The 21,228-nt window shown below is 60.6% G+C and carries 17 protein-coding genes and 1 pseudogene; 6 read left to right on the plus strand and 12 right to left on the minus strand.

The annotated features are described in order from the left end of the window. Positions 1-10 precede the first annotated feature (10 nt). The 11 genes from ACYQ8E_RS00670 to ACYQ8E_RS00720 all read right to left on the minus strand — a co-directional run bounded on the left by ACYQ8E_RS00670 (position 11) and on the right by ACYQ8E_RS00720 (position 14,464). The gene (locus ACYQ8E_RS00670; RefSeq protein WP_066726278.1) at positions 11-223 is read right to left on the minus strand and encodes a type IV pilin protein; all 213 of its coding nucleotides are present in this window, start codon (positions 221-223) and stop codon (positions 11-13) included. Between the two features lie 309 nt (positions 224-532). Continuing rightward, positions 533-1,927, minus strand: coding sequence for a sigma-54-dependent transcriptional regulator (locus tag ACYQ8E_RS00675; RefSeq protein WP_066726275.1), 1,395 nt, complete (start codon positions 1,925-1,927; stop codon positions 533-535). Beyond that, a complete protein-coding gene (locus tag ACYQ8E_RS00680; RefSeq protein ID WP_066726271.1) occupies positions 1,917-3,620 on the minus strand; it encodes a two-component system sensor histidine kinase NtrB in 1,704 nt (567 codons plus the stop codon). The genes ACYQ8E_RS00675 and ACYQ8E_RS00680 overlap by 11 nt, the downstream gene beginning before the upstream one ends. A gap of 9 nt (positions 3,621-3,629) precedes the next feature. Continuing rightward, positions 3,630-4,847, minus strand: coding sequence for a type II secretion system F family protein (locus tag ACYQ8E_RS00685; protein WP_066726268.1), 1,218 nt, complete (start codon positions 4,845-4,847; stop codon positions 3,630-3,632). Positions 4,848-4,897: 50 nt separating this feature from the next. Continuing rightward, the gene (locus ACYQ8E_RS00690; RefSeq protein ID WP_459859812.1) at positions 4,898-6,007 is read right to left on the minus strand and encodes a type IV pilus twitching motility protein PilT; all 1,110 of its coding nucleotides are present in this window, start codon (positions 6,005-6,007) and stop codon (positions 4,898-4,900) included. 77 nt (positions 6,008-6,084) lie between these two features. Continuing rightward, a complete protein-coding gene (pilB, locus tag ACYQ8E_RS00695) occupies positions 6,085-7,785 on the minus strand; it encodes a type IV-A pilus assembly ATPase PilB (protein ID WP_459859814.1) in 1,701 nt (566 codons plus the stop codon). Positions 7,786-7,860: 75 nt separating this feature from the next. Then, positions 7,861-8,742, minus strand: a complete 882-nt coding sequence (gene aroE, locus ACYQ8E_RS00700) for a shikimate dehydrogenase (RefSeq protein ID WP_459859816.1) — start codon at positions 8,740-8,742, stop codon at positions 7,861-7,863. After that, positions 8,739-9,725, minus strand: coding sequence for a bifunctional riboflavin kinase/FAD synthetase (locus ACYQ8E_RS00705; protein WP_459859818.1), 987 nt, complete (start codon positions 9,723-9,725; stop codon positions 8,739-8,741). The genes aroE and ACYQ8E_RS00705 overlap by 4 nt, the downstream gene beginning before the upstream one ends. Positions 9,726-9,728: 3 nt before the next feature. After that, the gene (rnr, locus tag ACYQ8E_RS00710) at positions 9,729-11,903 is read right to left on the minus strand and encodes a ribonuclease R (protein ID WP_459859820.1); all 2,175 of its coding nucleotides are present in this window, start codon (positions 11,901-11,903) and stop codon (positions 9,729-9,731) included. 92 nt (positions 11,904-11,995) lie between these two features. Next, positions 11,996-13,030 carry a ParM/StbA family protein gene (locus tag ACYQ8E_RS00715; protein ID WP_459859822.1) on the minus strand — a complete coding sequence of 345 codons (1,035 nt, stop codon included), beginning with the start codon at positions 13,028-13,030 and terminating at the stop codon, positions 11,996-11,998. Between the two features lie 87 nt (positions 13,031-13,117). Then, on the minus strand, positions 13,118-14,464 hold the full coding sequence (locus ACYQ8E_RS00720) for a DUF1015 domain-containing protein (protein WP_459859824.1): 1,347 nt from the start codon (positions 14,462-14,464) through the stop codon (positions 13,118-13,120). Positions 14,465-14,762: 298 nt separating this feature from the next. Here ACYQ8E_RS00720 and pilV point away from each other — a divergent pair, with 298 nt between their 5' ends. From pilV to ACYQ8E_RS00745, 5 genes and pseudogenes are all read left to right on the plus strand, one after another. Then, positions 14,763-15,167, plus strand: coding sequence for a type IV pilus modification protein PilV (gene pilV / locus ACYQ8E_RS00725; RefSeq protein ID WP_066726236.1), 405 nt, complete (start codon positions 14,763-14,765; stop codon positions 15,165-15,167). After that, a complete protein-coding gene (locus ACYQ8E_RS00730; protein ID WP_459859825.1) occupies positions 15,167-16,099 on the plus strand; it encodes a PilW family protein in 933 nt (310 codons plus the stop codon). The genes pilV and ACYQ8E_RS00730 overlap by 1 nt, the downstream gene beginning before the upstream one ends. Before the next feature lie 29 nt (positions 16,100-16,128). Beyond that, a complete protein-coding gene (locus ACYQ8E_RS00735; RefSeq protein ID WP_066726230.1) occupies positions 16,129-16,665 on the plus strand; it encodes a pilus assembly PilX family protein in 537 nt (178 codons plus the stop codon). Between the two features lie 31 nt (positions 16,666-16,696). Continuing rightward, positions 16,697-17,053, plus strand: a complete 357-nt coding sequence (locus ACYQ8E_RS00740) for a hypothetical protein (protein ID WP_066726227.1) — start codon at positions 16,697-16,699, stop codon at positions 17,051-17,053. Between the two features lie 186 nt (positions 17,054-17,239). After that, positions 17,240-17,542: pseudogene (locus ACYQ8E_RS00745) on the plus strand (thrombospondin type 3 repeat-containing protein); the annotation flags it as partial. Between the two features lie 425 nt (positions 17,543-17,967). Here ACYQ8E_RS00745 and ACYQ8E_RS00750 read toward each other — a convergent pair. Continuing rightward, complete coding sequence (locus ACYQ8E_RS00750) at positions 17,968-18,360, minus strand: hypothetical protein (protein ID WP_231875400.1); 393 nt, start codon at positions 18,358-18,360, stop codon at positions 17,968-17,970. Between ACYQ8E_RS00750 and ACYQ8E_RS00755 the strand changes: the two genes are divergently transcribed. Beyond that, positions 18,359-21,226, plus strand: a complete 2,868-nt coding sequence (locus ACYQ8E_RS00755) for a pilus assembly protein (protein WP_231875399.1) — start codon at positions 18,359-18,361, stop codon at positions 21,224-21,226. The genes ACYQ8E_RS00750 and ACYQ8E_RS00755 overlap by 2 nt on opposite strands. The last annotated feature ends 2 nt before the right edge of the window (positions 21,227-21,228 follow it).

Consider the following 21,228-nt stretch of genomic DNA (forward strand, 5'->3'; position numbering starts at 1 on the left):
TTGAGATAATTTAATAAGGATAGTAGTAGTTATCCGTGTAAAAACTTTCTAACGAAGTCCGCATTGTTTTCAGGTCGCTCTGAGCCGCTGAGTTGAAAGCTTTCTGGCGGTAGGAAGCGAACTGGGGAATGGCGATGGCCGCCAGGATACCGATGATCGCGACGACGATCAACAGCTCGATCAGGGTAAAACCCTTCTCAGATTTTCTGAACATTTTCAGCATGGTTTTGTTCTCCTTTCCTGGGTGGACAGATTAATGCCGGCAAACCGGCAACCTTGACATCGTGGACGGGACAACCCGATCGGAAGCAACCCAATCGGACCGTTCGTCCATCCAAACTTTCCTTGCTTACCTAGCAATCATTGTGCCAATAGTTTATTTTTGTGAACTTTCCCTGCAACCCTTTAAAAATGCGGGGGTCCTGCGGGATGATCTGGTATTAACCGGGGCAGGAAAGTGGCTCGCAGCCGCCAAAATGCGGCAGTACCCAATGACAAACTTTGTCACTCCAGTCCTTGCCACCCCAGAAGTCTACTCGTCTTCGTCGTCCGTCGCAAGTTCGAACTTGGCGAGGCGATAACGGATAGAACGAAAGGTGATACCAAGCAGGGTCGCCGCCTGTTTGCGGACACCGCCGCTCCGCTCCAGGGCCTTGAGCAACAGGCCCTTTTCGATCTCGCCGAGGTAAGCGTCGAGATCGAGCCCCTCCGCCGGAAACTGATCAATGGCAGACATCCCCCCTGAAACACACCCCAAAAGTTGGGGCGGCAGCGATTCTTCCCGCAGTTCATCCCCCTGGTCGAGCACCATGCAACGCTCCACCACGTTCTCCAGTTCCCGGATATTGCCCGGCCAGGGATAGTCGAGGAGCCGGCGCATCGCCCCCTCGGTGACCCGCAGGGTTTCTCTGCCGGTCAGTTGGCGATAGAAATGTTCTAGCAGCAGAGGGATATCCCCCCGCCGCTCGCGTAGTGGTGGCAGATGCAGGGGGATGACATTGATCCGGTAAAAGAGATCCTCGCGAAAGGCGCCCCGGGCGACCTCACTGGCAAGGTCCTTGTTGGAGGCAGCGACCAGGCGAACGTCGACCGGAATATTCCGGGTCCCGCCGACCCGCCGCAGTTCCCGCTCCTGGAGCACCCGCAGCAGCTTGACCTGCATCATCTGGGGCAATTCGCCGATTTCGTCGAGGAAGAGGGTCCCGCCATCGGCGACCTCGAAGAGGCCCAGTTTTTGCTGGGTGGCGCCGGTAAAAGCACCCTTTTCATGGCCGAAAAGCTCACTTTCGAGGAGGTTTTCCGGAATGGCGCCGCAGTTGATGGGGACGAAAGGACGCTCGCGCCGTTCGCTTTGATGATGAATCGCCCGCGCCACCAGCTCTTTTCCGGTTCCGCTCTCCCCGGAGATCAAAACGTTGGCGCGGCTGGCGGCGACCTTTTCGATCAGGTCGTAAATGAGCTGCATTTCGCGGCTCTTGCCGATCAGCCCGGCAAAGGAATAGCGCTGGCCTAGCTCCTTTTTGAGCTGCTGGTTCTCCTGCCGCAGACTGCGCCGCTCCAGAGCGTTTTTGATGATGAGGCGGATTTCCTCGTTTTTGAAGGGCTTGGTGATGTAATCGTAAGCCCCCTGCTTCATCGCCTCGACCGCTTCGTCGGTCGAGGAAAAGGCGGTGATCATGATCACCACCGTCTCCGGCCATTTCTCCTTGATCCGGGCGAGCAGTTCAATCCCTCCCAAGCGCGGCATATTGATGTCGCTGATGACCAGGTCGCAGGGGGTGTGCTGCAGATAGGCGAGGGCCTGGACGCCGTCCGCCGCCGTATCGACACGATACCCCTCCCGGCCCAGCATGATGCCGAGAAATTCGCGCATGCTGGTTTCATCATCAACGATAAGGACCCGGGGTGCGGAGGATTTACTCTTCATGATCGACCTGCCCTTGCAATCGCAGCGGCTCGCTGCCGTTCGGATGCTGATCCGGTCCCAGGGGAAAGTGCAGGACAAAACAGGCCCCGCCCAGACTTCCGGCTTCCAGGTGGATCGTGCCACCATTGACCTCGACGAGGGAAAAAACCGTGGCTAGGCCAAGGCCAGTCCCCTGAGCCTTGGTGGTAAAAAAGGGCTCGAAGATGCGTCCCCATTCCCTGGCCGGTATGCCTGGCCCGGAATCTTCGATCGCCAGGCGCAGGCCAGCTTGTTCGACGGTCATCGTCACCCGCAGGCGGCCCCCCTCCGGCATCGCCTCGACGGCGTTGATCAACAGATCCCAGAAGATTTGCCACAGCATGGTCCGGTCGAGTTCGACCAAAACCCTGGCCTGGTAATGCCGCTCAACGCTGATTGCGCTAGAGCGGACATCGCCCATTACCATGTCAATAATTTCGTCGAGCAGCAGGGCCGGATCGAAGTGTTCCGGCGCCGGCTTGCGCGGCCGTGCATAGACCAGAAAATCAGTCAGCAGCGCGCTCAAACGATCCGCCTCGCGGACGACGATCCCCATCAGCCGGCGGTCGTCCTCCGGGAGATCCGTCCCCTCCAGCATAAGTTGCACGGAACCGCTGATGGAGGCGAGGGGGTTGCGGATCTCATGGGCCATGCCGGCCGCCAGCCGCCCCACCGCAGCGAGGCGGTCGGCCCGCTTCAGCCGCTCTTCCATTTCGAGAACCTGGGTGAGGTCCTGGAAAACGACGAGTAGCCCACCCTCCCCTTCACGGCCGTTCTCAACCCGCGACGAGGCAAACCCGAATATTTTCCGTTGCCCATCGCGGCTGCTGAAGGAGGTCTGGCCGCGGCTGATCTCCTGCAGCCCAGACTCGCCAATGACCGCCATTTCCGGAATCAGCTGGCGAATATCCAGGTTGTAGACCTCGTGCAGAGTATAGCCGGTCATCCGTTCGGCCGCCTGGTTGAAAAGGCGAATGCGACCGGATCGGTTAACGACCATCAGGCCAGTGTGGATGGTGGCCTGAATAGAGCGATTCAGATTCTCCAGCTCCTCGTAGTCGATCTCTTTCTGCTCCAGGGCCTGCTGACTGCGCTGCAGCCGTTCGGAAAGCGCGCCGGCGAGAAGGGCGGTGAGCAAAAACCCGGTAACATTGATAAATACCGCATAGAAGACGTCCCGGCCATCGGTACGGTGGGCAAAATCGAGCCCGGGCAACCCATGCAACAGACCGAAATACTGCAAGTCGAGCAGGCTGCCGTAGAGGATGGCCGAAGCACAGGCGACGAAAACCACATCCCGCCGCGGGAGAAGCAGACTGACGGTAACGATGATCAGCAGGTAAAGAAACGAGAAGAGGCTATCGATCCCGCCGCTCAGATAGATCAGCGCGGTAGCCAGCAACAGGTCCCAGGAGGCCATGAACTGGGTGACGGCGCGCCCCGGAAGACGTAACAACAGGAAGCCGCTGACCACTGCATGCAGGTAGGAGATGCCGACCAGCAGGTAGAGATAGGTGATGACAACCGGGGGTTGCCCGAGGGAACTGCGGAACTGATAGACAATCGTCCCCCCGAGGAAGAGGGAGATCACCAGGATCCGCGAGACCAGAAACAGAATCAGCCGCTGGTGTTCGGCCCGTTCGCCATGGCCTCCCGCGCCACGATAGCCGGCCATGAATAGGGGCTAGCCTCCCACCGTCCCGGCGAGTTTGAAGATCGGCAGGTACATGGCGATAACCAGGCCACCGACCGTCGTCCCGAGAAAGAGCATCAAAAGCGGTTCCATCATCGCCGTTAGATTACCTACGGCATCGTCGACCTCGTCGTCATAGAAGTCGGCGATCTTGTTGAGCATGGTGTCGATGGCCCCGGACTGTTCACCGACGGCAATCATCTGGCAGACCATTGGCGGGAAGACTCCCGATTTTTCCAACGGCTCGGCAATTGTCTTTCCTTCGCTGATGCTCTGTCGCACCCGGTAGATCGCCTTTTCGACCGTCTTGTTGCCGGCGGTCTTGGCGACGATTTCAAGCCCGTCGAGAATCGGCACGCCGCTGGAAATCATCGTCCCCAAAGTCCGGGTGAACTTGGCGACCGCCACCTTGCGAATCAGGATGCCGAAAATCGGCGCTTTTAGCGCCCAGTCGTCGATCTTCTCCCTTCCCTTGGGGGTCCGGTAGATGCGCTTGACAAGCCAAATGGTGGCGACAATGCTCCCGATGATCACCAGGATATAGTCCTGAATGAAATTGCTCAGATTGATGACGATCTGAGTTGGTGCCGGCAGGCTGCCACCGAAGTCGGCGAACATCTTCTCGAAAGCAGGGATGACAAAGATCAGGATGACGGCAATGACGACGACGGCGATGCCGATGATGGTGGTCGGATAGGTCATGGCGCTCTTGACCTGCTTCTTCAGCTTCAGGGCTTTTTCAATATAGGCGGCCAGGCGGTTGAGGATGGTATCGAGGATACCGCCGACCTCGCCGGCCGCCACCAGGTTGACATAAAGCTCGTCGAAGGCCTTCGGATGCTTTTTCAGGGCGTCGGCAAAGGTGGAGCCAGACTCGACGCTCTCCTTGACCTGGGTCAGAATCTTTTTGAAAGTCCGATTCGGTTGCTGGCGGGAGAGGATGTCGAGGCACTGCACCAGGGGGAGACCGGCGTCGATCATGGTCGCGAACTGGCGGGTGAAGACGACCAGGTCCTTGGTGGTAATCTTCGGTTCGAAACCGGGAATTTTCAGATTAATTTCCATGCCGCGACCCCGCTCGCGGATCTTGCTCGGCATGATCCCCTGGCGCCGCAGCTGGGCCATGACGGCGGCTTCATTGGGAGCCTCCATTTCGCCCTTTTGCTGCGCTCCGGTGCGCGCCTTTCCTTCCCATGTAAACTTAGGCATATCGTCCTCTCGCAGTAAATTGAACAGCCGTCAGACGTGCCGGGAGCCGGTCAGGACCTGGCGGTCTGTATTCCGCGCTTGAGCACCGCATTGGGGTTGGCGATCATCTGCTTCAGTTCCTCAGGATCAGAAGAGCGGGAGATCGCAATCTCCATTGTGATCTTCTTGGTGTGATAGAGCATGAAGAGCGACTGGTTCATGGTCTGCATGCCGAACTTGTCCTGCCCCATCTGCATCTGCGAATAGATCTGGTGGACCTTGTCATCACGGATCAGGGCCCGGATCGCGGTATTCGGCACCATGATTTCCAGGGCGAGGGAGCGTCCCTTGCCGGAGCTGAGGGGGACCAGGGTCTGGGAGAGGACCCCCTCGAGGACGAAGGCGAGCTGGGTGCGGACCTGCTGCTGCTGATGGGTCGGGAAGACATCGACCACGCGGTTGATCGTCTGCACGCAGCCGTTGGTGTGCAGGGTCGCGAAACAGAGGTGGCCGGTCTCGGCAATGGTGAGTGCCGCTTCAATCGTCTCGAGATCGCGCAGCTCGCCGACCAGCACCACGTCGGGGTCCTGGCGCAGGATGTACTTGAGGGCCTTTTTGAAAGACTGGGTGTCGGCGCCGACCTCGCGCTGGTTGACCAGGCAGTTCTTGTGCGGGTGGAGGAACTCCACCGGATCTTCGATGGTGATGATGTGCTCATGGCGATCGGTGTTGATCATGTCGATGATCGAGGCGAGCGTCGTCGACTTGCCGCTCCCGGTGGGGCCGGTAACCAGCACCAGCCCTCGTGGCTTGCGGGCAATGTCCTTCACCACCTGGGGCAGACCGAGTTCCTCGAAGGTCAGCACCTTGTAAGGGATCAGCCGGAAAACGCCGGCGAGGGCGCCACGCTGGATGAAAATATTACCGCGAAACCGCGCCAACCCCTTGACCCCAAAGGAGAGGTCCAATTCGTTCTCTTCCTCGAACTTGCGCTTCTGGGCGTCGGTAAGAATACTGTAGCAGAGCTGCTTGGTATCGGCCGGTTGCATCGGCGGCAGCTTGAGGGGGGTCATATGCCCGTCGACCCGGATTTGCGGCGGGGAACCGGTGGTAATGTGGAGGTCTGACGCCCCCTGGTCGACCATCGTCTTGAGCAGCTGGTGAATACTGATGTTGGACACGTGCCACCTCCCCGCTTACCGGTACAAACACAACCGCGGCCTGACCCGCAATTGCGACAAAAGGCTACTGAGCAGCATTAATCGTCCGCCATGGTGCTGCGCAACACCTCTTCCATGCTGGTCATCCCTTCCTTGAGCTTGGTCAGGGCGGACTGGCGCATGGTCTTGACCCCGAGACGCATCGATTCCCGCTTGATCTCGGCAGTATTGGCGCCGGCCAGGACCATCTCCCGGATCTCCTCGAACATCGGCATGACCTGGTAGATACCGACGCGGCCGCGGTAGCCGGTGTCGTTGCAGTTGGAACATCCCTTGCCGCGCTGGCAGACATATCCATCCACTTCTTCCGGTGGCACCCCGGCATCGATCAACGCCTGCTTGGGAATTTCCTCAACCTCCTTGCACTCCTGGCAGACGCGCCGGCCGAGGCGCTGGGCAGTAATCAGATTGACCGCCGAGGAGACCAGGAAGGGCTCGATCCCCATGTTGAGTAGGCGATTGATCGTCGAAGGTGCATCGTTGGTATGCAGGGTGGAAAGGACGAGGTGGCCAGTCAGCGCCGCCTTGACCCCGATCTCGGCAGTCTCGAAATCGCGGATCTCGCCGATCATGATGATATCGGGGTCCTGACGCAGGAAAGCTCGCAGCGCCGAGGCGAAGTTGAGACCGATCTCCTCGTGCATCTGCACCTGGTTGATGCCGGCAAAGTTGAATTCGACCGGGTCCTCGGCGGTAGAGATATTTTCAGTAACTTTGTTCAGCTCCGACAGCGCCGAATAGAGAGAAACGGTCTTGCCCGAGCCGGTCGGTCCGGTGACCAGGACCATGCCGAAGGGCTTGTGGATTGCCTCCTTGAAGTGCTTGAGGGCCGCCTCCTCGTAACCGAGCTTGGTCATGTCGAGTTGCAGGTTGCTCTTGTCGAGGAGGCGCAGGCAGACCTTTTCGCCAAAAAGGGTCGGTAGGCAGTTGACACGGTAATCCATGTCCTTGCCACCGGGGAGCTTGATCTTGATGCGCCCGTCCTGCGGCAGGCGGCGTTCGGCGATGTCCATTTCGGACATGATCTTGATGCGGGAGGTGATGGCGTTCTTGAGCTTCATCGGCGGCTTCATGACCTCATAGAGGACACCGTCGATGCGATAGCGGACGCGGAACGATTTTTCGTAGGGTTCGATGTGGATATCCGACGCCTTGCGCTTGATGGCGTCGGTCAGGATCAGGTTGACCAGCTTGACGACCGGCGCATCCTCACTCGCCTGCGCCAGGGCATTGACATCGACATTGTCCTCTTCGTCGACGATCTCGAGGTCGATATCCTCCAAATCCCCCATGACTTCGTCGAAGGAGGCGCTCTGGTCGTAGTACTTGTCGATGGCCTGCTTGATCGAGGCGTCGGGGGCGACCACCACTTCGACGTTGTAACCGGTCATGAACTTGATGTCGTCGATGGCGAAGATGTTCGACGGATCGCTCATCGCGACAATCAGGGTAGAACCGGCCCGATTGATCGGAATGATCTGGTACTTCTGGGCGACCTCGGCCGGGACCAGGCGGATCACCGCAGGGTCGATTTCGAATTCCTGGAGGTTGATCGACGGGACGCCGTACTGGCGGGAGAGAAAAGCCGACAATTCCTCTTCTTTGAGGTAGCCGAGCTTGATCAGGCTGGCGCCAAGCCGCCCTCCCTGGACCTTCTGGTCCTCGAGGGCCTTGACCAGTTGCCCCTCGCTGATCAGCTTGTTGCGAACCAGCAGTTCACCAAGTCGGTTCGTCGTCATGCCGCGCCCTGTCCTCCCGAAAACAAAAGTGAAGCCATACTATAGAAAGGCCGCGAAACTGTCAAGCTAAGGACCCTATATTTCAGAGGATTCTGTCAAAAGCCGGGACCGCATCACGCCAGAAGGCGGGGCCTGCCCGGTCCAGAGGCGAAACGCCTCTTCGCCCTGGCCGACCAGCATCCCGCGCCCGTCGGCGCAAGGCCGCCCCTCGGCACGGGCCGCCGCCAGCAGCGGCGTTGGGCGCGGACCGTAAACCATGTCGTAAATGCGGCCCGCTGGCTGCAGCAAGCTGGCGATCGGCATCGGAAAGTCTTCGCCATGCAAACCGAGGGAAGAAGTATTGACCACCAGGTCGACCTCCCCCCACACAGCGGTCAGGTCCGCCGCCGCCAGGGCAAATGCTGCAATGGGTGTGCCCGGCGCGAAGGGCGCAAACTCCCGTGCCAATTGCAGGGCACGCTCGGGGTTGCGGTTGGCGACGCCGATCCAGGCGGCACCCTCGCCAAGCAGGGCAGCCAGGGCCGCCCGGCAGGCGCCACCGGCGCCGAGCAGGAGGATGCGCTTCCCCGCCGCCCGGAATTGGAGATCTGCCTCCAGGGAGCGGAGCAGGCCGATGCCGTCGGTATTATACCCGACCAGGGTTCCGGTGCGATTGACGATGGTATTGACGGCGCCGATCCGTTGCGCCAGGGGATCAACCTCGTCGAGAAAGGCGAGAACCTGTTCCTTGTGCGGGATGGTGACGTTGACACCGCCGATCCCCAACGCCCGTAGCGCTGCCACCGCAGCCGGCAGGGCAGGCACCGCAACCTGGAAGGGTAGATAGATGGCGTCGATGCCGGCGGCCGCAAAGGCCGCATTCTGCATCAGGGGCGACAGAGAATGGGCCACCGGGTCCCCGAAGATGCCGTAGACCCGGGTCTTGCCGCTTACCGTCTGGGGAAGAGGCGATTTCATGCATCCCTCCCGGGCGGGGAAAAGCCGCAGTCAAGGTATTCGCGGTACTCGACAATCCGGGTGTCGGCCAGAAGCGTTCGGGCGCGTTCAATATCGCGCCGAATCGCCAGGCTCAGTTCCTCTCCCGACGCAAAGACCTTCTCCCCCCGCAGCCGTTCCACGAAATAGACGCGCAGGTCCTGCCCGTAAAGATCGCCGCTGAAATCGAGCAGGTGCACTTCGAGAGAGATGCGTTCGACCCCGAAGGTCGGATTGAAGCCGATATTCATGACGCCGTCGAAGAACTTCTCATCCTGGCGCACCCGCACCGCATAAACTCCGGGGCGCGGCAGGATCTCTTTTTCCGTCAACAGGTTGGCGGTCGGGAAGCCAAGCTTTTGGCCGCGGTTGGCGCCATGGATCACCCGTCCTTCGAGGGTAAAGTGGCGCCCGAGCAGGGGGACCACCCCGGCCACATCACCCGCCGCCAAAAGGCGCCGGATCCGCGTCGAGCTGTAGCTCTCGCCGCCGGAAACGACGGGTGACAGCACCTCGACGGCGAAGCCGAGCTCAGCCCCCTTGCGCTGCAAAAAGGCGACGTCCCCCTCCCGGTGCCGCCCGAAAGCATAATCGTAGCCGACGATCAGGTGGGCCACCCCGATTTTCCGCATCAGGATCTCCTCGACGAAGAGGGCCGCCGGCAGGGCCGCCAGCTCCGCGTCAAAGGGGAGAGCGACCATCAGATCGATGCAGGAGGCGGCGATCAATCGCTCCTTTTCGGCGTAGGTGTTGAGCAGGCGGGGCGCCCGCTCTGGATCGAGCACCTTGAGCGGGTGGGGGACGAAGGTGAGCACTACGGCGGTTCCCTGCAGCTCCCGGGCACGCTCGACGACCCGGCGGAAGATCTCCCGGTGGCCGAGGTGGACCCCGTCGAAGTTGCCGATGGTGACCACGGCACCGTCGACCGGCACCGTCAGCTCGGAAAGATCGCGGACGATACGCATCGGCTACTTTCTCCCGGGACGGCGGCGCGGCCGCCGCGGTGGCCGGGCCGCCGTCCCGATTCCGGCCAGCTCGAAGTCGATTTCGCGGCGCTCCAGACTGACCTTGGCCACCCGCACCCGCACCTCCTCGCCGACCTGGAAAATCCGGCGCCGGTGGCTGCCGACGAGGCGCTGGCGCTCTTCTTCATAGTGGTAAAAATCATCGCCGAGACTGGAGATATGGACCAATCCCTCGACAAAGTAGTCACGCAGTTCGACGAAGAAACCGAAGGGCTGCACCCCCGAAACCAGGCCGGCAAACTCTTCGCCGACCTTCCCCTCCATGAACTGCGCCTTTTTCAGAGCGACGATTTCCCGCTCGGCCTCCATCGCCCGGCGCTCCCGCTGCGAGGTGACTTCCGCCAGGTTCGGCAGTTCGCGCTGCCAGCGCTGCCGCTGGCGCCCGGTCATCCCTTTTCCGGTCAACGCCTGGCGCAGAATCCGGTGGACGACCAGATCCGGGTAGCGCCGGATCGGCGAGGTGAAGTGGCAGTAATACTCGGCCGCCAGGCCAAAGTGCCCGGCATTCTCTTCGGCGTAGCGGGCCTGCTTCATGCTCCGCAGCAGCAGCTGGTTGATCATCCGCTCTTCCGGCGCCCCTTCGAGGCTGGCAAGGAGCTGCTGCAGCCGGCGTGCGCCGCCGGGGCCGCCATCGAGGAGGATGCCGTGGTTGAAGTGGGCGACGAACTGCTGGAATGCGATCAGCTTGTCGAGGGTCGGGGCTTCGTGGATGCGATAGAGGAGCGGCACTTCGCGCCGGCTGAGGAATTCGGCGACCGCCTCGTTGGCGGCGAGCATGAATTCTTCGATGAGCCGGTGGGCGAGGGTCCGCTCGGCCCGAACGACATCCTCCGGCTCCCCCTTGAGGTTGAGGATGATCTCCGCCTCGGGAAGGTCGAAATCGAGGCTGCCGCGCTGGCGGCGCATGGCGGTCAGGCGTTCCGCGAGAGCGGCCATTTCCTGCAGGCGGGGGTAGAGTTCGGGGTGGCGGGCGATGACTGCCTCCTCCCGGTGCAACAGCATGTCGCGCACCTCACCGTAGGTCAGCCGCGCCGCGCTGCGCATCACTGCCGGGTAAAAGCGGCTGTCGAGCCGTACCCCCTGGCCATCGAAAAGAAGCTCGGCGACCAGGACCAGCCGGTCGACACCGGGGTTAAGGGAACAGATGCCATTGGAAAGGCGCTCCGGCAGCATCGGGATGCAGCGGTCGGGAAAGTAGACACTGGTCCCCCGCTCCAGCGCCTCGCGATCGAGGTCGCTCCCGGCCGGGACATAGTGGCCGACATCGGCAATCGCCACCCATAGCCGGGTCCTGCCGCCACTCTCGGCACGTACCGCGACGGCGTCGTCAAAATCGCGGGCATTGACGCCGTCGATGGTCACCAGCGGCAGCCCGCGTAAATCCTCGCGTCCGGCCAGTTCCTCGGCGGTAACCGTTTCCGGCACCGCCTCCGCCGCTGCCAGCGTCGCGGCGGCAAAGCGATGGGGGAGTCCATGCTGGTGGATCACGGTGAGCACTTCGACCTCGGGATCCCCGACCGGCCCCAGCACCTCGATGATCCGCCCCGCGGGGTTGCGGTTCTTGCCCGGATAGGCCTCGATGCGGGCGACCACCATCTCCCCGGGGCGGGCGCCGCCGGCGGCGTCGGCGGGGATCAGCAGGTCGGCGCCGAGGCGGGGGGCGACGGGGACGACAAAACCGAGCCGCTCTCCCCCCTCGAAGCGCCCAACCAGGGTGGTGTGCGCCCGCTCCAGAACTTCGACCACCCGCCCTTCGCGGCTGCCGCCGCGCCCCTGCCGTTCGACCCGCACCACCACCCGGTCCCCGTGCATCACCTCGCGCATGAAACGGGCCGGGACGAAGACATCGGCGCCGCCATCGGCCGGGGCGACGAAGCCGTAGCCGTCGCGGTGGGCCGAAACTTTGCCAGTGACCAGGTTGAGCTGGCGCGGCAAGGAAAAACGGTCCCCCTTGAGCTGGATCAGGGAACCGTCATGGACCATCGATTCGATCAGTTGCTTGGCCGCGCGACGATCGCTGGCGGAAAGTTCGAGGCCGGAGAGGATGTCACGCAGGGTCAGGGGCCGGCGGGCGCGGCTTTCGAGGAAGGCGATGATCGCGAGCGGGGTGACGGCCATGACGCGGGATACCCCCGGGATGGATGGGTCAATGGATTTCGCCTGGCCGGGCCCTGCCCGGCCAGAGGGCAATTATACCAGAGTCCGAAGATTCAGCCCGGCGCCACCCCGGCGCCACGGGCCCAGAGGTGGCGGCCGAACTTGAAGTAACCAAGGACGTTAAGCAGCCGGGCATCCTGAGCCGGGTCGAGGGTGAGGACCTTGCCGTTGAGCAGGGGCTGGAGATGCTTGGCGAGGACCGCGCCGCCGCCGCCGGTAATGACCATGGCGTCGATATCCCAGTCATCAACCCAGAGGCGGTCGACTTCGTTGGCGACGGTCGTGGCGAGCTGGGCGAAGACCTGTTCGGTCAGCTCGCGCAGGTCGTACTCCTTGCCACGAATCTTGATCGTCCCCTTTTCGACGGCTCCATAGAGCCGGTAGAGCTCGACATTGACATTGCTCTTTTCGCGCAGCTTGCCGGCGATCACGTTGAAGGCGCGGGCAATCCCCGAATCGGTGGTGCGGCTCCCCCGTTCCGAGTAGCGCATCTGGTCGGCGATGGTGTAGTCGCAGGTGCGGAAGCCGACATCGATGATGCCGATCTTCTCCTTGACCAGGCGCCGGTCGGCAATCTCGCCGAGGTCGTTGAGCATCAGGTTGAACATCGAACCGAAAGGCTGCGGGATGACCCGCACCTTGTTGATGTTGATACTCTTCTCCTGGCGTTTGCCGGCGGCATCGGTGAAGGCAACCTTGTGCTCTCCCTGCAGCACCTGGGCCAGCGAATCCTTGTGGTCCCGGTAGTAGCCGATGGGGAGCCCGGTCACCAGGTTGATCGGCAGGAAATTGCCGACCAGCCGGGCGGCGGCGGCGAGGGCGAGGGTCTTGGCGAACTGGCTGATGAACTGGGTCTGATCGAGGGTGAAAAAACGGACGTTGCTCTGGCGCTCGGCGAGTTCGCCGACGAAATAGGATTTGCCGTCGACTTCCACCTGCAGGTGCTCCTCGGCCGCCCCTTCACCGAGAACCGGTTCGCGGAACTGGATATCGGTCGCCTCACCGAGGACCGATTTGAAGATCAGGTTCTCCTTGCCGTTGCTGGCCTTGGTAAAACCGAAACCGATGTCGATACCGAGAATGTCCACACGCCCCTCCGGGAATCAAAAAGGTCTGAAAAGGATGTTCCACCGCAAACTGCGGCCCGGATCGCCCGGACCTTGGCGAAGATTCGGTTATTCCGCCGACTCGCCCGGCACGATCGGGTTGATCACCAGGCCGGAGAGGAGCTTGGGGTAGAAGTAGGTCGACTTCTGCGGCATCTTCTCCCCGGCATTGGCGACATCCCGGACCTCGGTCATGCGGGTCGGATTCATCAAAAAGGCGAGAGGGAATTCGCCGCTTAGCACCCGCTCGAAAGGCTCGTCGAAGTTCTTCACGTACTTGAGGTTGAGCTGCTGCTCCTGGGCCTCGACCGTGATCCCAAGCAGCCCTTCGAGAATCAGCCGGTGAAGGATGGACACGTCGAGGGTTTTCAGCGCCTTGGGTGCCTTTTCCGGGAAGAAGCGGTCCATCACCTTTTCATCCTTGAGGGTGAGAAGGAAACAGCGCTCGCCGCCGGCAAAGAGGCCGAGGGCGTGACCACCCGCCCCCTTGGCCGCAAGGAGCTGGCGAATCCGCTGCCGCTCCTCCGCCGATGCCGGGTCGCAGGGGACGGTTTCGATATCGAAGCTGTCGGCCAGGGACTCGACGAAAGGTTCGAGGCGGAAGTCGTTCAAATTGAAGATCAGCCGGTGGGTAGGGAAGATCTGCATCCCCTGGTCTTCCATGTTGGCAAAGTACATCAGGACATAGTTGAAAAGCTCCCGGCCGGTATAGCCGGGATGCTGGCCACGCATGTAGTCGCGGTAGTTAAGGGCGGTCTCATAGCGGTGATGGCCGTCGGCGATAAAGAGCGGCTTGGCGTCGAGGAGGTTTTGCGCTCGCGAGATGATGGCCGGGTCGGTGACCTGCCAGAGGCGATGGATCACCCCGTCATCGTCCCTGACTTCGATATCGGGCGCCCCCCCCCGCAACTCCCGGGTCAGGGCTTCGAGGACGCAGCAGCTGTCGGCGTAAAGGCTGAAGATCGGGCTGAAATTGGCGCTGCAGGCCTTGGTCAGATGCAGCCGGTCGGTCTTCGGCCCCGCCAGGGTCTTTTCGTGGGGCTTGACCACGCCGGAGGAAAAATCCTCCAGCCGGGTCAGGGCCATGAACCCCTTGCGCACGACCTGCTCCCCACTCTCGAGAAGATACTCCTGGTCGTAGAGGTAGAGGGACGGCGCGGCGTCCCGCAACAGGACACCCGACTCCTGCCAGGCCCTGAAATCGGCGGCAGCGCGGGTATAGCGATTGTCCCCCTCGTGGTCCCCGGTCCCGGTCCGGCCGAGGATCAGACGCACCACGTTGTGCGGGTCGCGGGCGTAGAGCTCCTCCTGCAGGGCCGGAGAGATGACGTCGTAAGGAGGCGCCATGACGCTGCCCGGCTGGGAAAGGCGCTTCAGGTCATAACGCAGGGCACGAAACGGGACAATCTTGGCCATAGGGAAAACCTCCGCGAATGGTCAGTGAGAACAAGTGCCGACTATACGGGAAAGGGCGGCGCTGGTTCAAGGGAAAAGCTCCCATCCGGCCCCGACCATGCAAAGTTTGCACTACTGGTGCTGAAATTGTTGCGTTCCCACAGGGTCCCGCCCCAGTCCGCTCGCTGCAAGAGGCCGAAGTATCAGGCGAATTCCAGCGTCCGAAGTTGGTTCGGTTTTTGCTTTTTATCCGGATACCAACACGTCCCCTCCGCCCCCTGGCGCCACATGCGGGGCGGGTAGCAAGGAGAATTGATCGATGACAGCAGCAACAACCAACCAACGCGGCTTCACCCTGCTGGAGGTTCTGGTGGCCCTCACCATCTTCGCCATCGGCCTGCTCGGGATCGCCGGCGTGCAGATCCGCGCCATGGAATACAACGCCGGCTCCAACACGCGTACCGTCGCCACCGCCATCGCCCAGGGGGTGCTCGAAGATGTGCTGACCCGCAGTGACACGGATGCGGTCTTCAAAGCTGACACTGTGGCTCCGATCGCCTTTGACCTCGGCGCCAATGCCCGGATTGACGGGGCCGGGGATTTTGCCGCCAGCTGGGAGGTCGAGACCAACGAGCCGGCGGCCCGCATCGCCAAGATCACTGTGACCGTCACCGGGCCGAAGCAACGGGTAGTTACCCTCGAAGGGTTCAAGAGGTTCTATTGATGAAATCTGCCGTAGTTAAAGTCACCCGCCAAAGGGGTTTCACCCTCCTCGAACTGCTGGTCGCCGTCGCCATCCTCGGCATTGCCCTGGTTGGAATGTACTCCCTCTACATGGGGATGCAGCGCACCACCTACAACCAGGAAGAGGTGGTCGATATCCAGCAGTCGCTGCGGGTCGCCCTCGATATCATCGGCCGCGACATCAAGATGGCCGGCCTGCTCGTCCCCACCGGCACCACCGGCATCGCCGCCAACTCCAACGCCACCACCCTGAATATCGAGACCGCTTCGGCCTACTACAACTTTGCCCAGGTCCGAGACGGGGTCGAAGTTACGGGTGGAACGGCAACGGCGGCATTGGCTGTGACTACGGCGGCCATGACCGACCTGTTCACCAAAGGCAACTGGGTGAGAGTGATCCGACCACAAAACGGCGACCAACCGGCCAATGTGGACTTGGAGGTAGACAGCGTTTTTCGCGGCGATGCAGACTATCCCGTAAACCCTCTCGCTGCGCCACCTACAATAACCATCAAGGGATGGCCCGCCACAGAATCTTTATTCCTGCCCGGCGACATCATCGCCCGCGTGACCCGTTCCGATCCCCCTAATCCTCCACCACCCGATCCGTCAACCATCTCCTGGACCCTCGCCGGCACCGATCTGGTGCGCAATGCCGACGGCCAGGGGAACGACCTGATCGCCGAGAATATCGTTGTACCCGACCCCCTCGACCCGAACGCTGTCCCCCTCTTCACCTACCAGCTCGATGACGGCAGCGAGGTCGCGCCCCTTGCCCCCAACGTCCTGACGGCGGCCCAGCTCGCCCGGGTCGTGGCGGTGCGGGTGACCATCACCGCCAATACGGTCAGCCAGCTCGACGGCACGGTCCGGCCGCGCAGCGTCGTCAGCGTCATCCGGTTGCGGAATTGATATCCGGCCCGAAACAGGAGTCAGCCACCATGATCCATGATCCGACCCGTAACGAATTGTCCCTGGCAACATTTGTCGGTCCGCTCGGCAACCAGCGCGGCATCGCCCTGATCGTGGCGATCTCCCTGCTGGCCATCATGAGCATCCTCGGCGCGATGCTCCTCAACACCTCGACCTCCGAAATCCAGCTCTCCGGGAACTACCGCAATTACCAGGAGGCCTTCTACGCCGCCGACCGGGCGGTCGAGTATTCAACCGAGGTAGTGGCGACCGGCTCCGGCTCTGTCGACCTCAACAAGGATTTCACCGCCGACGGCGTGACCCATTTCAGCGAGCAGGTTGCCACCGCCCGCTCCGGCCTCGCTATCGATAAGCCTGGTGACCCCCCACAAAATACCGTGGAATTTCTCTACAGCGGCACTACCCCGGTCGGTTCCGGCAGCGACGCCACGGTGCTCGAGGCCCGCAACTACGCCGTCCATGCCGTCGGCGTCGCCCCGTTCAATGCCAGCAACCCGTCCCGCCAGGGGATTCGCGCCCAGGTGGTCAGGATCGTACCCAAGTAAGGCGCTCTACGCCCTTTTGAAGGAGGCAACGATGAAAAAACTTCTCTCTTTGGCCCTGCTCATTCTCCTCGGGCTGCCCTTGGTCGCTTTGGCTGCGGAATACAAACCCGACCATATTTACGAGGGGATGTTCGTCAATAATCGAATCTACGAGCACAACAGAGTCTACGATATGTGGGACCCCGACCGAGATTACAAAACGGTCGATGCTTTCAAGTGCTCCCTGGCGCGCAATAATCTCCGACAGAAGGGGATCTGGACCGGCGTTGTCCTAAGCGACTACAACTGTGCTGACAATTTTGAGGCCCCCAGTCGGGCCACCGGCAACTACCTCAACTATCTTCAGACGGTTGCACCAGCAAAAAAACAACCCAAGAACACCCCTTAACCTGCGGGCGAACAGGAGGAAATTCCTATGAGAAGAACGAATATTCTGACACTGATCGCCTTTCTGGCCCTGGCAGCGACCGCCTGGGCCGGTCCCGACGACTTCATTGGTGACACTGCTATCTACGGCGGTGAGACCGCCACAGTGAAACCCAACGTCCTCATTATCTTCGACACCTCGGGGAGCATGAAGGAGCCGGCTAATATCCAGGTCTGCGAACCGGACTACGACGATGACGGGGTAATCGACAGCCAGGACAACTGCCCCAATGTGAAGAATCCAGACCAGAAGGACAGTAACAGCAATCGCATTGGAGATGCCTGCGAGCCAATTGGCGCATGTCCTGATTCAGATGGGGATGGTTATCCCGATGTCAGCGGCTGTCTTAATCCGAAGGACAACTGCGTCCATTCTGCCAATCCAGGGCAGGAGGACAGGGACAGTGATGGCATCGGCGATAGCTGTGACAATTGCCGGCGTAATTCCAATCCCGGGCAGGAAGATACGGACAATGATGGCATCGGTGATGCCTGCGACAACTGCAAGGACGTGTACAATCCAGGACAGGAAGACACGGACAGCAACAATATCGGCAACGCCTGTGAAACTACCGGCGGTGGCGACCCGGCACCGATTGGTGGCTATAACCCGGCCAAGACATACACTACACAACATAAGTATTGCGGAGAAAAGAAAAATAATTTTTGGGATGAAAACTGTATAAATGATGCAGTTTATTATTGCAAACAATCCGACTGGAACAACGGGATCTGCTCAGAATGGAAATACGTCTCAGATATTAATGGTGATGTAGATAACTTGAATGATCAATGCCCGAGCACTAGTGCCAACCCAATAGCCAACGGCACAATTGAAAATGCACTCAAGTCTCCAACGGGATATTTTGTCGGGAATTACAAATTCGACTCCGGAAAATGTATAGCTTCTGATTCAGTAAGAAGGTTTGTAACTGGTAATTGGATCATCTGGTACAACACGACTGCCAATGGTACAATCGCATTGTCACCAACCCAAACCGTTGTCACACCCGTGGTGGCTGCAACTCCCGACTTGTCGGCTGCCTTCACCAGTACTCCTACCGACGCCACGACTCCTGGCTTTGTCTGCACGACACCAGCAAACCAACCCTCTAAAAACACGGTTGCCCGGACGGTTGTCACCGACCTCATCAAGGGCACCACTGGTGTCAATTTCGGCCTGATGATTTTCGATACCAGCAACGAGGGAGGAGCACTGGTCACCCAAACCATCGGAGGGAAATCATTTACCAGCGAAATCAAAGACATGGCCGCAATCCACGTCGGGAGCATAACCAACAGGGATGCGTTACTGCAAGTTATTGACGGCCTCAAGGCAGAAAGCTATACGCCTCTGGCCGAGACCCTCTTTGAGGCCATGCGCTACTTCAAGGGCGAGAAGAGCGCGTTTCGCAGCAACACCTACACCTCGCCGATTACGGCGAGCTGTCAGCAAACCTACGTCATTCTCATCACCGACGGTATGCCGACGAAAGATAACAATGATGTTCTGAGAAGTATTTGTGGCAACGGTGATTGCGACAAGGATAGCAAGGACGTATCAACCGACAGCAGCGACTACCTCGACGATGTTGCAAAGTACATCCATGACATCGATCTTTCAGAAAAGTACGCCGGGACTCAGAACGCCTATACCTACACCATCGGCTTCGGCGCCATTGCCGCTGACAAGGCGGCGGTCAAACTCCTTGAAGATACTGCTGCCAACGGTGGGGGTGTGCCCTACCTCGCCTCCAACTACCAAAACCTCGCCAGTGCCTTGTCGACAATCATTGGCAAGATCCTCGAGGTCAACTCGGCCTTCGTGGCGCCGGTGGTGCCGACCAGCCCGGAAAACAAGACCTACAGCGGTGAGCGGGTCTACCTCGGCTTCTTCAAGCCGGTCGCCAACGGCGACTGGCGCGGCAACCTGAAGAAGTTCGGTCTCGTCAAGGGGGAGGTGGTCGACAAGACCGGTGCCGTGGCGACGGACGCCAACGGCAAGTTCGACCCCGATGCCATCTCCTTCTGGAGTGTCAACCCTGACGGCGGCAACGTGGACGAGGGGGGGGTCGGCGAACTCCTCGCCAAACGCGACCTGGTCAGTAATCCGCGCAAGATCTACACCATTACCGGCAACGGCACGGTCCTCAACCCGATCAAAAAAGACCTGACCTCGGCTGAAAATGCCGTTAAGCTGGATAACACCAAGCTGACAACCACCCTGCTGGGAGTCTCCGCCACCACTGACCGCGAAAAGATCATCCGCTACATCACCGGCTGGGACGCCTATGACCAGGATCTTGACGGCAATACTTCCGAGAAGCGCCCCTGGATTCTCGGCGACATCCTCCATTCCAAGCCGCTGATCCAGTCCTACAACAGCTACAGCCTTGCAGACGAAGGGACTTCGGCCAACAAGACCGTCATCTACGTCGGCAGCAACGACGGCCAGCTCCATGCCTTCAGCGACGCCACCGGCGAGGAGCTCTGGTCCTTCATCCCGCCGATTTTTCTCCCCAACCTCCAGCAGCTCGGGAACAATATCCACAACTATTTCATCGATGCGAGCCCGATCCCCTTCGTCTACGACGCCAATAACGATGGCACCATTGATGCGGTTGCCGGGGATAAGGTGATCATCCTCTTCGGCCTGCGCCGCGGCGCCGGCGTCGACACCCTCGATCCGACTCTGAATCGCGGCGCCTACTATGCGCTCGATGTCTCCGATCCGGCCAACCCTGCCCTCCTTTGGGAGCTGACCGGCAAGACCAGCGGTTTTGAAGAGCTGGGGGAGAGCTGGTCCGACCCGGTTGTCGGCAAGATGCGCCTCGGCGGCAGCGACCGCTTCGTGGCGATTATCGGCGCCGGTTACGACACCAACGAAGACCTGCGCTACGGCAGCACCCAGACCTTCCCGGACGGCATGGGTGCAACTACCGAAACTACTCTCAAGGCGAACGACTTCGGTGATGTCTTCAGTGTCGGAAGCAGCAAACAGTTCACCCCCAAGGGACGGGGAATCTACATCGTCGAGATCGGCCAAAGGGACTTGAGCAGCGGCAAGGTGAAATTCAACGACACACCGGTCAAGCTCTGGGGTTATACCGAAGCCTATGCCACTGCCAGCGGAACGGACAAGGCCAACATCCCGACCTACTCCTTCCCCTCTTCGGTAGCGGCCATCGACAGCAACTTCGACAGCTACATCGACGTCATCTACGCTGGCGACACCGGCGGCAACATGTGGCGCTTCCGCGTCGCCGACAAGGTTACCACCGGCAAGTGGACCGGGACCAAGGTATTCAGCGCCAATCCGAGCGACAAGCTGATCAGCGGCGATGACCCGCCCACCAACGGCCGGCGCATCCTCTACCCACCGTCCGTGGTCCTGGAACAGAAGTACAACGGTGTCTATTTCGGCACCGGCGACCGTGCCCATGCTCTCAACACCGGCGTCACCGACCGGCTCTATGCCTTCTATGACCGCGGTTTCTACGACAGCAGTTACGACACCACGGTGAAGACTGAGGCCAACCTGGTCAACGTCACCGAGGACAGCCTGCAAAGCGCCACCATGACCGCTCCCAACTGCAGCGATCCGACCGACACCTCGATCGAGTGCGTTCTCGAACGTCTCAACAGCCCGAAATACAGCGGCTGGTTCATCAAGCTCGACCAGAACAAGGGCGAAAAAGTCCTGGCCCCGGCGCTTGTGGTTTACGGCAAGGCCTATTACACCACCTTTACCCCCAACGCTGTCTCCGCCGACGTTGACCCCTGTCTGTCGGGGAATCTCGGCGTCAGCCGCCTCTACGTCGTCGACTACCTCACCGGCGAAGCAGTCCTCAACTTCTACGAGGCCAACGACAGCGAAAACACCTCCAACCTCAACAAGCGCGCCGGTATCGTCAACGTGGACGACAAAGGGGTTCTGTCTGCCTCCGGCACGGGCGCAATTTTCCGGCGGGAGGATCGCTCGCGGATTCTCGGCTCGGGGATTGCCTCGGGCGCGGTTATCGCCATCAAGGAAGACGGCACCTCGGCGGTCCTCATCGGTTGCGGCGGTGGTATCTGTACCGAAGAGCCGCCACCAAGCATGACTTCCTGGCAGATTTACTGGATGATGGAGTAACC

Source organism: Desulfuromonas carbonis (genome assembly GCF_054658035.1).